General features: G+C 69.4%; 11 protein-coding genes and 1 pseudogene. 5 read left to right on the forward strand and 7 right to left on the reverse strand.

Annotated features, from left to right (window positions below):
• Positions 1-92 precede the first annotated feature (92 nt).
• Complete coding sequence (locus LPA41_RS12150; protein ID WP_255689604.1) at positions 93-530, forward strand: chemotaxis protein CheW; 438 nt, start codon at positions 93-95, stop codon at positions 528-530.
• Between the two features lie 169 nt (positions 531-699).
• On the opposite strand, the gene LPA41_RS12155 is transcribed toward LPA41_RS12150, so the two are convergent.
• The 5 genes and pseudogenes from LPA41_RS12155 to LPA41_RS41835 form a co-directional block, all read right to left on the reverse strand.
• The gene (locus LPA41_RS12155; protein WP_229070231.1) at positions 700-1,017 is read right to left on the reverse strand and encodes a DUF2834 domain-containing protein; all 318 of its coding nucleotides are present in this window, start codon (positions 1,015-1,017) and stop codon (positions 700-702) included.
• A 391-nt stretch (positions 1,018-1,408) separates the two neighbouring features.
• The gene (locus tag LPA41_RS43245; RefSeq protein WP_229070232.1) at positions 1,409-1,552 is read right to left on the reverse strand and encodes a DUF4262 domain-containing protein; all 144 of its coding nucleotides are present in this window, start codon (positions 1,550-1,552) and stop codon (positions 1,409-1,411) included.
• 144 nt (positions 1,553-1,696) lie between these two features.
• Positions 1,697-1,810: pseudogene (locus LPA41_RS43250) on the reverse strand (DUF4262 domain-containing protein); the annotation flags it as partial.
• A 27-nt stretch (positions 1,811-1,837) separates the two neighbouring features.
• Positions 1,838-3,730 (reverse strand): hypothetical protein, encoded by a 1,893-nt coding sequence (locus tag LPA41_RS12165; protein ID WP_229070233.1) that lies wholly within the window; start codon positions 3,728-3,730, stop codon positions 1,838-1,840.
• Between the two features lie 66 nt (positions 3,731-3,796).
• Complete coding sequence (locus LPA41_RS41835) at positions 3,797-5,632, reverse strand: hypothetical protein (RefSeq protein WP_255689627.1); 1,836 nt, start codon at positions 5,630-5,632, stop codon at positions 3,797-3,799.
• A 439-nt stretch (positions 5,633-6,071) separates the two neighbouring features.
• Here LPA41_RS41835 and LPA41_RS12175 point away from each other — a divergent pair, with 439 nt between their 5' ends.
• Complete coding sequence (locus LPA41_RS12175) at positions 6,072-6,404, forward strand: hypothetical protein (RefSeq protein ID WP_229070234.1); 333 nt, start codon at positions 6,072-6,074, stop codon at positions 6,402-6,404.
• Here LPA41_RS12175 and LPA41_RS12180 read toward each other — a convergent pair.
• Positions 6,395-7,975 (reverse strand): MFS transporter, encoded by a 1,581-nt coding sequence (locus LPA41_RS12180; RefSeq protein ID WP_229070235.1) that lies wholly within the window; start codon positions 7,973-7,975, stop codon positions 6,395-6,397. The two genes, LPA41_RS12175 and LPA41_RS12180, sit on opposite strands and share 10 nt — an antisense overlap.
• Positions 7,976-8,191: 216 nt before the next feature.
• Between LPA41_RS12180 and LPA41_RS12185 the strand changes: the two genes are divergently transcribed.
• The 3 genes from LPA41_RS12185 to LPA41_RS12195 are packed head-to-tail and all read left to right on the forward strand — an operon-like array spanning position 8,192 to position 13,900.
• Positions 8,192-9,256 carry a ThuA domain-containing protein gene (locus LPA41_RS12185; protein WP_229070236.1) on the forward strand — a complete coding sequence of 355 codons (1,065 nt, stop codon included), beginning with the start codon at positions 8,192-8,194 and terminating at the stop codon, positions 9,254-9,256.
• 16 nt (positions 9,257-9,272) lie between these two features.
• Positions 9,273-11,966, forward strand: coding sequence for a PQQ-binding-like beta-propeller repeat protein (locus tag LPA41_RS12190; RefSeq protein WP_229070237.1), 2,694 nt, complete (start codon positions 9,273-9,275; stop codon positions 11,964-11,966).
• 29 nt (positions 11,967-11,995) lie between these two features.
• Positions 11,996-13,900 (forward strand): PHB depolymerase family esterase, encoded by a 1,905-nt coding sequence (locus tag LPA41_RS12195; RefSeq protein WP_229070238.1) that lies wholly within the window; start codon positions 11,996-11,998, stop codon positions 13,898-13,900.
• Between the two features lie 48 nt (positions 13,901-13,948).
• Here the strand turns inward: LPA41_RS12195 and dctP are convergent, their stop codons facing one another.
• Complete coding sequence (dctP, locus tag LPA41_RS12200) at positions 13,949-14,983, reverse strand: TRAP transporter substrate-binding protein DctP (RefSeq protein WP_229070239.1); 1,035 nt, start codon at positions 14,981-14,983, stop codon at positions 13,949-13,951.
• Positions 14,984-15,019: the final 36 nt, after the last annotated feature.

A 15,019-nucleotide genomic window follows, 5' to 3' on the forward strand; every position in this document is an offset into this window, starting at 1 on the left:
GCCGGATTCCTTGGCTTGGGTACTCGATCGTCCGATATTCCTGGTGATCCGTTGCGGCATGCCTCCAGCGGAGATCATCCCGGGAGTTGAGCATGTCGAGTCGCCAGTTCGTCACCTTCGAGGTCGCCGACCAGTTTTTCGGCGTGGACGTGGACGCCGTGCAGGAGGTGTTGTCGTACAGCGAGTACACGCCGGTGCCGATGGCGCCGAACGCTGTCGGCGGCTTGTTCAATCTGCGCGGACAGGTGATCGCCGCGGTGGACCTGCGTGTTCAGTTCGGGTTGCCGCGCCGCGACATGTCCGGCCTCGTGATGAATGTGATCGTGCGGTACGCCGGCGAGCCGGTGAGCCTCCTGGTGGACCGCATCGGACAGGTCGCCTATATGGACGCCCAGCTGTTCGAGGAGCCGCCGGCAACACTGACCGGCCCGTCACGTGCGCTCGTCACCGGTGCGTACAAGACCGACGGCAGGCTGCTGCTTGTGCTGGACGTCGCCGAATGCGTGAACACTTCCCGCGTCCTGGCCTGAGCTTGCCGTTTAACGTCCGGCTCCAACCTGACGATCCCCGCGGACCAGTCTGCTGCGTCATCCAGGGCGACTACGGGGAGTGCCGGCGATCGAGCCGGTGCGGGTCGCGACAAGCCCACGACCGTGCTTTGTCTGCGGCAGATCAGGATGCTGTTCCAGAACGACCCGTTCAGCGTTCGGCCTTGTCGGCGGCCTGCCGAAGCGCCAGCCACAGCGGCAGGCCGCAGCTTGGTCCAATCACCAAGGTCGCGGCTGTCACAGCCCATTTGGCGCCGGGGTCACGCAGATCACGCAGCACGCTGATCAGCACCGCGACACCGCAGAGAACCACATCCAGCGCGAAGAAAACAGCGCCTGGCGAGCCGAACGCCTGTTGCGCTAATTGAGCCAGGTCCAGGCCATGCCGGCTGATGAACACGGCCAGGGCCGTATAAGGCACGATCGCTCCGAGGGCTGCGAGGACGAAGTAAACCCGCCGCGACACCATTCACACTGCCTCTCGTCCGTGCGGATCTTGCGGTGAACCGACCATAGGCGAACACTCGACTACACGGACAGACGGCGTGTCGGGCACACTGCTTCGTCATCTGGAAACGCACTCTCCTCGGCAGAAGCGGATACGCGATCATGGTGGCGCGTATGCCATCCGACTACAGCGCGTCGCGCTGATTATGGGTTCCGATCATGACGGTGGGGCCAAGTCAGGCCGTCACCGTCACCATCCGCTCCGTCGCGGTGGAGCCACTCCGCCGGCGCAGTGAGGCCATCCGCAGCCGTCAGAACCACTGCGCCGGACATACCGTTCCGTCCGGCACATCGAAGGCGCCGTTCGAGCGCTCACCACCGAATCCGACGGACCACTCGGCGGACCCGGCGGGTCACTCGGCCAGCAGGTCCGCCAACCGGGGTCCCGCCCGGTCGGCCGGAAGCCAGCCGGGAGGCTGGCCCACCCGCGACTGCTCGACGACGTCGTCGTCCCAGGGGAACCGACCGGCGCGGTCACCCCACACGACCTGCAGCACCGGGAAATGCGGCCCTGTGGAAGTGGTACGCCATCCCGAACAACGCTTCCGCCCAGGATGGGTCCATCTGCCGTAGCCGCACCGGCAGACCCAAGAACGCCCGGTCGTTCGGCCCTTCCGCGAAGGTGACCCGGCCGGGCGTGATCACGAGCCCAGCGTGCTGACCCAGTGCTGGAGGTCGTCGACATCCAGGCCGAACATGGCGCGTTCGGCGAGCCCGTACGCGTGGGTGAGGCCGACGGTGTAGGCCCAGCCGGGGCGGGGATCAGCAGGTGTACGGGGTGGTCAGCAGCTGCTGACGATGTCGCCGCTGTCGGTGGCGCAGTTGTCGGTACCCGACCCGCCGTCCGCGGTGTCCCCGCCGACACCGTCCCGCACATCCAGGTGATCGTTGCCGCTGTCCCCGAACGCGGTATCAGCACCGTCATGATCGGTCACCGTGTCGTGACCGCCCTGACCGTCCAGACTGTCGTTGCCCGACCCACCACCCAGCGTGTCGTGCCCACCACCACCGTCCACCCGGTCCGCCCCGTCACCACCACCGACCGTGTCATGACCACCACCGCCGTCGATGATGTCGTCACCACCGCCACCAGCGATGACGTCATCCCCGCCACCACCGTCGGCACGATCAGCACCGCCACCACCGTCGACCGTGTCCGCACCACCGCCACCGACCAGGGTGTCGCCGCCCGGACCACCTCTGACGATGTCGTCGCCGCTACCACCGTCGATGGTGTCGTCGCCGCCCAGGCCACAGATGACATCATCGGCCGCGGTACCGGTGAGGTTGTCGTCGCCGCCGGTGCCGGTGATGGTGCAGTCGTCGTCGGGGACGGCCAGGTCGCGCACGAACACGTCCTGGGCGCCGTTGGTGTCGGACGCCACCAGGTTCGTCGCCTGCGAGCGGAACGCCACATGCCGGCCGTCGCCGCTGAGGTCCCCGGCGTCGGAGTCGCCGTTGCCCTCGCCGCCGCCGCTGGTCAGGCTGACCCGTTCGGTGGTGCCCGCCTGCCGGTCGCGCAGGAACACGTCGACGAAGCCGTTGGTGTCCGGGGCGACCAGGTTGGTGGCCTCGGACCGGAAGGCGACACGGTTGCCGTCGTCGCTGATTGTCGGGCCGGACGAGTTCGCGTTGCTCTCCCCGCCGCCGCTGGTCAGGCTCACGCGCTCGGTCGTGGCGGCCTGGCGGTCGCGCACGAACACGTCGGCGACGCCGTTGGTGTCGCCGGGGACGAGGTCCGGCGCGTCCGACCGGAAGCCGACGAAGCGGCCGTCGTCACTCATCGCGCCGCGGCCGGTCGACTGGCCGGTGCCCTGGCCGCCGCCGGTGGCGACGTTCACCCGTTCGGTCGTACCCGTCTGAAGGGTCCGGACGAAGAGGTCCGGCAGCTCGTTGGTGTCACCCGGCACGAGGTTGTCGGCGCCGCCAGTGAACGACACGTGGCCGCCCGCACCGCTGATGGTGGGTTGCGAGGAGTACTCGTTGGACTGCGTCCCGGCGGAGGAGACACTGACGCGTACGGTGGTGCCGGCCTGCCGGTCACGCAGGAAGATGTCCGATGTCTCGTTGGTGTCGCCGGGCACCATGTCGGTGGCGATCGAGACGAACGCGACGCGGGTACCGTCGTCGGACACGGACGCCTGGATCGAGATGTCGGTGGCCTGTGTCCCGGTGGCGGGCAGGCTCACCCGTTCGGTGGTGCCGGCCTGCCGGTCGCGCAGGAAGATGTCGGCGACGCCGTTGGTGTCACCGGGGACGAGGTTGTCGGCGATGGATGTGAAGACCACATGGCGTCCGTTGCCGCTGATCGCCCCCTGGCCCGACGTGTCGTTGCCCTGGGCGCCGCCGGACGAGACGCTCATCCGCTCGGTGGTGCCGGCCTGCCGATCGCGCACGAACACGTCCAGGTCGTCGTTGGTGTCCCCGGCGACCAGGTTCGTGGCGTAGGAGTCGAACACGACGTACCGGCCGTCGTCGCTCGTGGCACCACCGGGGACCTCGAGCCCGCTGTCGGCGTCGCCCTGCGTGCCGCCGCTGCTGACACTGACCCGCTCGGTGCCCACCGCCGCGGCCGCCGGCGATCCGTGCGCGGCCACCACGGCCAGGGTCGCCAGCGTGATCGTCGCGAAGGCCGCTCCCAGCCGTACTTCTCTGCTTGCCCGGGTCGTCTGCATGACAACCACGTCCTTCCTGCCGGGCGCACCACCCGGCTTCGGTGACAGTCGGATGCCGGTGGGTGCTCAGCAGCTGCTGACGATGTCGCCGCTGTCGGTGGCGCAGTTGTCGGTACCCGACCCGCCGTTCGCGGTGTCCCCGCCGACACCGTCGCGCACATCGAGGTGATCGTTACCGGTGTCCCCGAACGCGGTGTCAGCACCGTCATGATCGGTCACCGTGTCGTGACCGCCCTGACCGTCCAGACTGTCGTTGCCCGACCCACCACCCAGCGTGTCGTGCCCACCACCACCGTCCACCCGATCCGCCCCGTCACCACCACCGACCGAGTCATGACCACCACCGCCGTCGATGATGTCGTCACCACCGCCACCAGCGATGACGTCATCCCCGCCACCACCGTCGACACGATCAGCACCGCCACCACCGTCGACCGCGTCGGCACCACCGCCACCACTGAGGGTGTCGCTCCCCGGCCCACCCTTGACGGTGTCGTCACCACCACCCCCGTCGATGGTGTCGTTGCCACCCAGGCCACAGATGACATCAGCACCCGCAGTGCCGGTGAGACTGTCGTCGCCGCCGGTGCCGGTGATCGTGCACCCCTCGCCGGCGTCCAGGTCACGCACGAAGACGTCACCGGTGCCGTTGGTGTCCGACGCCACCAGGTTGCTCGCGTCCGACGTGAACGCCACATGCCGGCCGTCGCCGCTGACGAACGCGAGATCGGAGTAACTGTTGCCTTGGGCGCCACCGTCGGAGAGGCTCACGCGTTCGGTGGTGGCCGCCTGCCGGTCCCGCACGAAGATGTCACCGAAGCCGTTGGTGTCCGAGACGACCAGGTTGGTGGCCACCGAGGGGAAAGCGACCAGGCGGCCGTCGTCGCTGAGCGTCGGGGCAGCCGTTTCGGCGTCGCCCTGCACGCCGCCGGTGGAGACGCTGACCCGCTCGGTCGTCGCGTTCTGACGGTCGTGGACGAACGCGTCGGTGGTGCCGTTGGTGTCGGCGGCGACGAGGTTGGCGGCCTGCGACTCGAAGCCGACGAAGCGGCCGTCGTCGCTCATCGAGGACCTGCTGTTCGAGGCGCTGTCGGCCTCGCCGCCGCCGGTGGCGACGCTGACCCGCTGCGTCGTCGCGGTCTGCAGGTCATGGACGAAGAGGTCGGCCTCGCCGTTGGTGTCGCCCGGCACGAGGTTGTCGGCGGTGGAGGCGAACGACACGTGGTTGCCGGCGCCACTGATGTGCGGAAGCGACGGCTCCCCGTTGCCTTGCGCTGCCGCGGAGGAGACGCTGACCCGTACGGTCGTGCCGGCCTGCCGATCGCGCACGAACACGTCGAGGAAGCTGTTGGTGTCGCCGGGCACCATGTCGGTGGCCACCGACAGGAACGCCACCCGGTTGCCGTCATCGGACATCGCGGGGACAGCCGACTCCTCGTTGGGCTGCGCCCCGGCGGCGGTGAGACTCACCCGCTCGGTGGTGCCGGCCTGCCGGTCACGCACGAACACGTCCTGAACGCCGTTGGTGTCACCGGGCACGAGATTGCCGGCCACCGAACCGAAGGCAACATATCGCCCGTTGTCGCTGATCGCGGAGAGGAACGAGGAGCCGTCACCCTGGACGCCACCGGACGAGACACTTACCCGTTCGGTGGTGCCGGCCTGCCGATCGCGGACGAATATGTCCCGCTCGCCGTTGGTGTCGCCGGCGACCAGATTCGTCGCGTAGGAATCGAAGACGACGAAGCGGCCATTGTCGGTGGACACTCCGTTGGGCACGTCCATCGTGCTGAGGTCGTCGCTCTGGGCGCCGCCGCTGCTGATGCTGACCAGCTCGGTGGTGGCGGCCGCGGCCGCCGGTGAGATGTCCAGGACCACCGCGGCAAGCGTCGCCAGTGCCATGCTCGTCACGGTCGCACCGAGTCTTACTTTTCGGTTCCTCCGCACTGCCCGGGTCGTCTGCATGACAACCACGTCCTTCCTGCCGAGCGCTCGGCTCGGATACGGGTGGAATGGCGGCGGACCGGATCGGACGGTCCGTGGGCGCCGAAGGAGAACGCGCCGCACAGGGTTCGGCGCGCTCGCCGTGAAGAAAGGGCGACAGCCGGCAACCTCATCTCGGCCAGGCGTTCGCAGTCCCGAGCGTAGTTGTCGGGACCGGCCCCGATCAGCGGTTCGCCGGAGAAGCGCAACGGTCAGATGATCCGCCGTCGCTCTGAACCTTTTCGGTCACCCGCAGGTGGGAACCCGGCGCCGACCGTGAACCTGCCGGTCCCTGCCGGGGTGATGGAGGGCGAGGCCGGCGACCGAGCCGGACTCAGCGACGAGGGGATGTGAAGCCATGCGGACCAGTTCTTCCATGCGGCGCCGGACTGTTGCGGCCGCCGCGGTGGCCACGGCCGGTGCACTCGTGCTCGGTGTCCTGGGATTCCCGACGCCCGCGCGGGCTGCCGGCGATGCCGAGGACTGCCTCGTGTTCTGGCACACCGTCGGGATCAGGACGCAGACCCACTACGGGAAGAATGAGTGTGATTCGGGCACCTACGGATTCCAGATCTACAGCTGGTCGAAAATCTCCGCCGAGACCTCGGACTGCATCTGGGTGGACCCCGGCGAGACGGACGGCTGGAAGTGGACCAAGGGCCGGGGCAACTACCGGGTCTACTACTGCTGAACCGCCACCAGGGGTTCTGTCGAGACGGCGTCGGCCAGTGCCTCGACGCGGTGCCGCACCTCGTGGTCGTACGGGGTCTGCCGGTGCTCGTTCTGGTCCAGGTAGTCGGCCCGGGACGGCACCCGGTACTGCTCGATCATCCGGCTCGGGTCGGCGGCGTCGCGCAGCAGGGCCCAGTGCGTCGCGCCCGTACGCAGGCGGCTCGTCCGCAGGTCGGTCATCGCGTCGAGGAAGGCGTCCCGGCGATCGGCCGGGACGTCGTACCGGACGATGATCTCCATCGGGTCCTCGGGCCGGCCGATGAACGTGGCTTCGGGCAGGACACCGACGGGAACCGCGGTCCGGTCACCGAGGTCGGTGCGGCGCAGCGGCAGCCACATGCCGGCCACCGCCGTCGCCAGCAGCAGCAGGCCGGCGACGGCGAAGGCCCGGTCGATGCCGAGCCAGCTCGCCACCGCTCCCCAGGCGGCGGCGCTGCCGGCGAAGACACCGAACAGCACCATCTGGTAGATCGCGAGCGCCCGGGCCCGTACCCAATCGGGCAGGAAGGCCTGGGTGGTCGCGTTCAAGCCGGCGATCACGGCGATCCACGCCACGCCCACCGGAATCAGCACCGCCACGGCCACGGCGGCGTTGCGGGTGAACGCCAGGGCGATGAGGCCCAGCCCGTACCCGAGGCTCGCGATGGTCAGCTGACGCGACGCGGAGAGCCGGCCGGTCAGCATCGGCAGCAGGATGGCACCGGCGACCGCGCCGGCACCCGCCGCGCCGAGCAGGACCCCGTACCCGGTGGCGCCGAGACCGAGGCGGCGTTCCGCCAGGGGCGCCAGCAGCGCCCACAGGACGTTCGCGGGCACGGCGAACAGCACCAGCCGTAGCAGGATCCGGCGGACCGCGGGAGCGTGCCGGACGTAACGGCCGCCGGCCTCCAGACTGGACCACGACGCCGGCCGTACCGCCGATCCCGCCGTGTGCCGGGTCGCCGGAGCCGCCAGCAGCGCGAGACCGAACAGCGCGAAGGAGATCGCGTTCAGCGCGAAGAGCCAGGCGATGCCGAGGTGTGCGAGAAGGAGCCCGGCGATCGCCGGGCCCACCGCCCGGGCCAGATTGACCCCCAGGGAGCTGAGCGCGGCGCCCTGCCGCAACTCGGCGCGGGGCAGCAGGTCGGAGACCATCGCCTGGTACGCGGGAAGCTGCGCCGCCGCCCCGCACCCGAGCAGGAAGGTGAACAGCAGCAGGACCTGCGGAGTGGTCTGACCGGCCGCGGTCAGCAGCGCGAGCAGGCCGGCGAGGACCGTCTGCACCCCCTGCACCGCCAGCAGCAGCCGCCGGCGGTCGAGGAAGTCGGCGACCACGCCGGCCGGGATGACCAGCAGCAGGACGGGAACGCTCGACGCGCTCTGCACCAGGGAGATCAGCAGGCTGGAGCTGTGGTGCTCGACGAGCAGCCACTGGCCGGCGACCGTCTGCATCCAGGTACCGACGTTCGCGACGAAGGCGGCAAGCCAGATCGTCCGGAACACCGGCCGGCGCAGCGGTGCCCAGGCGCCGGCGTGGGTGGTTTCTCGCATGGGCCCAGCCTGCGACCGCGCCACGGCTCTGCCATCCGTCAGTCGACTGACGGATGGCGGCCGGTGTGACAGGCCACGGCGGCCAACGTCCCCCACATGGCGCCATAGGAACGCCCCCACCAGCGACGCCCTTCGATCTCTTGTGAGAAGACTAACCGCGCACTATGGTCTGTCAAGCGGATCCATTAGTCCACTACGCGGACCGGGAGTGCCAGCGTGAACAGTCATTGGCTCAAGACGGTGGTACCCCTCGCGGTGCTCGCGATCCTCGCGCCGGCCTCGGCTTTCGCGATCACGAGCGCGTCGAAAGGGCAGCCGGGCAAGCCGTCCGGCATCGACCCGGTGTACGGCGTGTGCCGCGGCGTGGATCCGGCGTGCTACAGCGACTGGGGCACCGAACGCGACAACAAGGTGCTGGTGTACTCGCGTACCGCGGGCCCGCGGCACGGCAACCTCGGGCGGGTCCTCGACCCCGACAACGCGGGTGTCCAGGGTCTGGGGCTCCCCCGTCCGTATGTGATCACGCACGACCACAGCGACCCGGCGGCCTGGCCGCGCCCCCTGGACAGCTCCAACGTGGCGCAGGCCGGGCTGGTCAGGATGCTGGAGGCCGACGGCATCGAGGTGCACGTCACCGAGGACGTGCAGGCCATGGAGCGGTTGAACGCCTCCTACCGGGCCGTGATCTTCATGAGTCCCACCCGCGACACGCTGTGGAACCACGCGCGTGGAGCGACCGGCGGCACCCGCCTCGACTGGGCCCGGGAGTCGCTGCGCAAGTACATCCAGGGCGGTGGCGGCTTCGTCGGCGTCCACAACGCCTTCGGCACGGAGTACGGCTGGCAGTGGTACGAGGGGCTGCTCGGCAACGCCAACTACTACAACCACGGCCGCAGCCAGCCCGGTGACGTCGTCGTCGTCAACAACCGGGACGTGTCGACCAAGGATCTGCCGCGCCGCTGGGCGTTCTCCGACGAGTGGTACAACCTCGTCCCGTTCCCGACCGATGTGAACTTCCTCGCCACCGTGGACGAGCGGACGCTCGCCGACGGCGCGGGCGGGGAAGGCTCGCACCCCGGGCACCGCGACTTCCATCCGGTCACCTGGTGCCAGTACTACGACGGCGGCCGGTCCTGGGTCACCACCCTCGGGCACGAGGCGGCCGCCTTCCAGGCGAACTCCGCCTTCCCCGGCGCGGCCGAGTTCCAGGCACACCTGAAGCACGGCATCAAGTCCGCCATGGGCCTCGAGCCGTTCTGCGCGCCGGCCCGGCGCAAGTAGTCACGGGAGGCGACTCATGAAACCAGGAACTCTCGCACCGATCCTGTTCGCCGCCGTTGTCGCTGTCGGACCGTCGGCCGTCGTCGGGCCGTCGGCGGCCGTCGCGCACGGCCCCCGGGAGGGCGTCGAGTGGGCGGAACCGCCGGGTCTGGAACCGACCGGGGCGGACATGCCGACCGTCGGCGGTAACCTCGCGAACCAGCACTACTCGGGCCTGACGCAGATCTCCCGGCGCAACCTCGACAAACTCGGCCCGGCCTGGCGCACCCATGTCTCGGCTGTCGCGCCGGCCAGCGACGACGTCGGCCAGCAGACCACGCCCATCGTCGCCGACGGGGTCATCTACCTCGACACACCCCGCGGTGAGGTGATCGCCGTCGACGGCCGGACCGGTGCGCCCAAGTGGAAGTGGGCACCGGAGGGCTTCGCGACGGCTGACACGCGACGCGGCGTCTCCGTCGGTCAGGGCAAGGTCTACACCCTCGCCGACGGCGACCGCATCGTGGCCCTCGACCAGAACACCGGTGAGCAGGTTTGGGTCGTGCAACCGGCCGTCCAGGCGGGCGTCGACCTGGGCAACCTCGACCGGGTCGCGACGGTGTACCACGACGGCGTTGTCTACGCCCACGCCGCCAACGGCAACCGCGCGGCCGTCGTCGCGGTCCGGGCCAGCGACGGCGGTTACCTGTGGCACGTCTTCGGCGGGCCGGACCGCGGGACCGTCTACACCGACGTCAACGGCAATTCCGTCGACGCCGGTGCGACCTGGGGACCGGTGCTTCCCGACGGCACCGAGTGCAACCTCGAGGGCGGCGCGACGCCGTGGATGCACGGCGCGATCGACCCCGCCCTCGGCTTCTACTACATGACCTTCGGCAACCCGCGCAGCTGCCGCAGCTCGCAGGACGGCTCCCAGCGCCCGGGTGACAACCTGTTCTCCACCACCATGGTCGCGGTCGACATGAAGACCGGCGCCTACAAGTGGCACTACCAGTCGATCCGGCACGACGTGTGGGACATGGACAACGTCCACCCGCCGACCCTGGCCGACATCACCGTCAAGGGCCAGAAGCGCAAGGTGGTGTTCTACGGCAGCAAGTCGGGACACCAGTTCGTGCTCGACCGGACAACCGGCAAGCCCGTGCTCCCGGTCGTCGACAAACCGATGATCGTGGACTCCCGGCAGCACAACGCCGCGACCCAGCCCTTCCCGGCGAAACGACTGCTGCCCGAATGCGTCGTCTGGCAGAAACTGGACCCGCGTACCGTCCCGGGTGACCCGTGGCGGGCCGTGCCCAACTACAACGGCTACCAGGCGGACGCCGACGGCAACCTGGTCTTCAACCCGGACAGCTACGTCAAGGCGGACGAGCCGTTCCTGACGTACCCGCAGGGCTCCACCGCGACGCACCGGCGCGGCTGCATGTACGACCCGCAGTGGAACCTGCCGATCCTGTCGACCACCAGCCAGAACGGCGGTGGCGACTGGTCGAACAACTCCTACAGTCACCGCACGAACATGGTCTATTTCCCGTACGGCACCAACCCGGTGGCGCACTGGAACGGCGCCGCGGCCAACGGCCAGCGCGCCATCGGCCAGTACCAGACCGGTGGCCTCCTCGCCTACGACGCCTCGACCGGCGCCGTCCGGTGGCGCAACCACCTCGGCACCGACATGTCGCACGGTCAGGGGCCGTTGACGACCGCGAGCGATCTGCTGTTCGCCGGTCAGATCGACGGCCGCCTCCTGGCGATGGACGCCCGCGACGGTGACGTCCTGTGGGAGTTCCAGACCGGGTCCGGCATCGCCGGCGCTCCGATCACCTACCTGGTCGACGGCGAACAGTACGTCGCCGTCCTCGCCGCCGGGTCCACGAACCCGTACGGCGGCTCGGTGACACAGGGCGACTCGCTGTGGGCGTTCAAGCTCGGCGGCGCCTACACGACCGGGTCGGGCAGCCAGGAGGGGCCGGACACCGCTCCGCTGACGATCCGCCGTCCCGTCCAGGGCGGCCCGGTCGACGGAGCGACGGTGAACAACACCGTCTATCTGGGCCGGTCGGACCGCACGACCGACACCGCCGCGGCGCGGGACAGCACCTCACAGGCCGGCATGAACCCGACTCACCTGCGGGTGTCGGTCGGGACCACCGTGACGTTCCTGAACCCGGGAGCGGAGACCTTCCCGAACTTCCCGAACCAGCTGCCGCACTGCGCGACCCAGTTCTTCGAAGGGCTCTTCAACCCCCGGCTCGACCCGGGCGAGCGCTCCGAGTTCACCTTCGACCGGGCCGGTGAGTACTACTTCAACGACTGCACGGACCCGCGGCCGACCGGCAAGATCGAGGTGTATCCGGCGCCGCAGGACCTGCCGGGTGCGTTGCGGTTCGTGCCCGCCACCCTCGACCTCGGCTCGCGGACCGGGATCTTCACCGGGGTCCGCGGCGTGGTGACGGCGACCCTGAGCCTTCCGGCCGGACACCGGCTCGACGGTGACGTCGAGCTGCGGACGCCACTGTCGCGCTCCCCCGTCAAGGCCACCCGGGCGACGGCGATCGGCCGCACGCTGATCGTGACGTTCGACAAGGCGGACCTGGACAACAACGTCCCGCAGGGTGACGCGGTGCCGTTGACGCTGGTGGCCAACTTCCGGCACGACGGGGGCCAGAAGCAGCTCACCTCGACGGCGACGGTGCGGGTCCGCAAGTAGCACACGGCACCGGCGAAAGGACCATCGTCATGAGTACGATCGATCGACGCCGCCTGCTCCGGGGAACGGCCGCCCTCGCGGCGGCCGCGACCCTGACGGGCCAGGCCACCACCCGGCCGGCGGCCGGTGCGCGCCCGGGCGGGACGACCGCGAGCCCGCTCGGCGAACCGCAATCGCTGGACGGGCGTCCGTTCCCTGCCTACGACTGGTCCCGTGCCAGCAAGCTGCCGCGCGAGATGACCGGTTACTGGACGAAGTCCTTCGACGTCGCGGGGACGACCCGGACGGCGAAGGTGTACATCTCGGCCGAGACACCCATCCGCTCCTACTACACGGTGATCGCCGTTCCCGACGGCGTCGCGACGAGCGAGTTCCTCCGGCGCGCCGACTGGGCCGGCGTCGCCGACCGGCGCGCGGAGGGCCTGTTCGTCCTGGAACCCGGCCCGGACGGCTGGGGCGGCGCCACGGAGGAGCTCGCCTACCTCGAAGCCGCGATGGCCTTCTTCCAGAACAACAGGTACTTCTCCATCTTCGGCCTGCACTACCTCGCCGGCTACGGCTCCGGCGCCGCGGCTCTGGAGGCCTGGGCGGTCGCGCACCCCTTGCGCGTCATCAGCCAGGTGTACGTCGACTCGCCGGGCCTGAGTGCGGACCATCTGGCCTCCTACGCCGGTCGAGAGTTCGGCGGCGAGACCGAGGGCAGCTACACCCCGGTCGACTTCCCCGACGGCTTCGACCTGATCAGGTACGACGAGACGGTCCTGCCCACCTGGTACATCCGCCCCGACCGGCACACGATCGGCGCCAGCCTGTCCTACTGGAAGCGGGCCAACGACACCGGAGGCCGCGCCCGGCAGGACCCGACTCTCGGCACCGTGTACCGCCAGCGCCGCGACTCCCGTCGGTGGATGACCTCCCACGCCGGGCCGATCTCCCAGGTGGCGGTGCGGCAGCACCCCACGGACACCCGTCGCATCGTCGACTTCCTGACCCGGTACACCCGGTACGAGAACTTCTTCGCCTACGGCAACCAGCTCTTTCAGCGTGCCGACTACGCGCGACTGGGCGTCCAGGTGCGCACCATGATGGTGGCGGGCTTCGTCCGTGAGTACCTCGTCCACGTCCCCCGCGCCGCCCGCCGCCTGTGGGGCGACCGGGCGCCGGTCGTGTTCGTCTGGCCCGGCAACAGCCAGACCGCCAAGGTGTTCTTCGACGCCGCCCAGTGGTGGACGGTCGCGGAACGCGAGGGCTGCGTCCTCGTGGTCATCGGTGAGCAGTACAGCGCCACCTCCGTGTCGGTCAGCCACCGCGACTCGCACACCTTCTACCGGCAGCTGCGCGAGGTGATCACCGACGAGTTCGCGGTCGACCCGACGAGGTTCTACTCCACCGGGCAGTCCGCCGGCAGCGCGGTGACCCAGAACTTCGCGATCGCCTATCCGGAGTACTTCGCCGCGGTGGCCTCGACGTCGTTCACCACCGCACCGGACGCCGCCGGCACAGTGACCATCGACGGCGTCCAGGTCCCGGCCAGCGGCCGGCCGATCCCCAACTACCAGATCTACGGGTACGGCGACCTCGGCTTCCTCGCCGGTGACCTCTGGGACGACACGCAGAACTCGCTCGACAGCTGGGCGCAGTACCACCTGCGTACCAACGGGCTGACACTCGCCGGCGTGGACACCGTCGCGGGCCGGCGTCACGGCTGGCACGACCGCTTCCAGACCTGGACGTGGCGCGACGGCGACACCGCGGCCCCGGTCCTGAAGTTGTCCAAGAACCTGTACCGCTCGCACAACACCATGCCCGAGGAGTCACCGCTGTTGTGGGACTTCCTCAAGCACTACAGCAGTGAGGCCGACCGTGACGGCACCGTCGTCCGGTACTACAGCCGCTCCGCGTTCCGGAACCCCCGGGACCGCAAGCGGCTCTGATCCGCCGCGGTGGTGGGGCCGGCGGTCCGCCGGCCCCTTTCCGCGCGGTCAGGCCGAGGCGCGGATGCTCTTGTAGAGCTCCAGGTTCTCGCCGGTGAAGTGGGTGTTGAAGTACGCTTCCGCCTTGCTGATGAACGCCTCCCGATCAACCTGGTCGATCTCCACCACGGTGCGGGTGGAGTCGCCACGCCAGCCGTCGAGGACCTTCTCGGTCTCGTCGTCGACGCACTTGCGGTTCTCGGCGCGGATGTCGTGGACGGCCTTGAAGAGCGCGTCCTTCTGCGGCTGGCTCATCTTCTCGAGGGTCTTGTCGGACATCACGACGTAGTGGGTGCCGACCTGGTGGTTGGTGAGGCTGGCGACCTTGAGGATCTCGTCGAACTTCTGCGCGTGGGTGGCCACGACCGGGTTCTCCTGGCCCTGGGCCACGCCCTGCTGCAGTGCCAGGTAGAGCTCCTCGACGGCGATCGCGACGGCGTCGGCACCGAGCGCCTTGGCGTTGGCGAGGAACTGCGGCGTGTTCGGGAAGCGGATCTTCTTGCCGGCGAGATCCGCCGGTTTGCGGATCGGCTCGGTGGCGGTGAACGTCCGCATCCCGAAGTACCAGGCGTCGACGATGGTGGTGCCGGTCGCGGTGTTGAACTCGGTGAAGAAGTCCTTGCCGTTCTGGTCGACCCACTTGAAGAAGTGGTCGACGTCGTTGAACGCGTAGGCCGCGTCGAGCACGCCGATCTGCGGGAAGGCGGTGGACATCGCCGAGCCGCCCTGCAGGTCGATGTCGATGTCGCCGCTCTGCACGCCGGCGTAGCGTTCGGCGTCCGGGCCGAGCTGGCTGTTCGGGAACATGTCGATGGTGAGGCCGAGGTTCTGCGCCTCGACCCGTTCCTTGAGCAGTTTCATGCCGCAGTAGTAGTTCGGCTGGCTCTCCGGCTGAGAGCTGCCGATCTTGATGGTCAGGGTGGGGTTCTCGCCTTCGGCGGCGGGGGTGTTGCTCGAGGTGGAGCACCCTGCGGCGAGAACGAGTGCTATCGGAAGGGTGAGCGCCGCGGTGATGCGGCGCCACCCTGCGGGACGTTGGTGCATGGCGTTTCTCCTCCCGGTGTGGGATGGCGGGCCGGT

This window comes from Actinoplanes sp. DH11 (assembly GCF_020873875.1).
GTDB lineage: Bacteria > Actinomycetota > Actinomycetes > Mycobacteriales > Micromonosporaceae > Actinoplanes.

What these genes read in the sequence shown, in the direction of transcription:
- LPA41_RS12150 (WP_255689604.1), top strand. Translation starts at nt 93, where the DNA reads ATGTCGAGTCGCCAGTTCGTCACCTTCGAGGTCGCCGACCAGTTTTTC.
- LPA41_RS12155 (WP_229070231.1), bottom strand. Translation starts at nt 1,017, where the DNA reads ATGGTGTCGCGGCGGGTTTACTTCGTCCTCGCAGCCCTCGGAGCGATC.
- LPA41_RS12165 (WP_229070233.1), bottom strand. Translation starts at nt 3,730, where the DNA reads ATGCAGACGACCCGGGCAAGCAGAGAAGTACGGCTGGGAGCGGCCTTC.
- LPA41_RS41835 (WP_255689627.1), bottom strand. Translation starts at nt 5,632, where the DNA reads ATGGCACTGGCGACGCTTGCCGCGGTGGTCCTGGACATCTCACCGGCG.
- LPA41_RS12175 (WP_229070234.1), top strand. Translation starts at nt 6,072, where the DNA reads ATGCGGACCAGTTCTTCCATGCGGCGCCGGACTGTTGCGGCCGCCGCG.
- LPA41_RS12180 (WP_229070235.1), bottom strand. Translation starts at nt 7,975, where the DNA reads ATGCGAGAAACCACCCACGCCGGCGCCTGGGCACCGCTGCGCCGGCCG.
- LPA41_RS12190 (WP_229070237.1), top strand. Translation starts at nt 9,273, where the DNA reads ATGAAACCAGGAACTCTCGCACCGATCCTGTTCGCCGCCGTTGTCGCT.
- LPA41_RS12195 (WP_229070238.1), top strand. Translation starts at nt 11,996, where the DNA reads ATGAGTACGATCGATCGACGCCGCCTGCTCCGGGGAACGGCCGCCCTC.
- dctP (WP_229070239.1), bottom strand. Translation starts at nt 14,983, where the DNA reads ATGCACCAACGTCCCGCAGGGTGGCGCCGCATCACCGCGGCGCTCACC.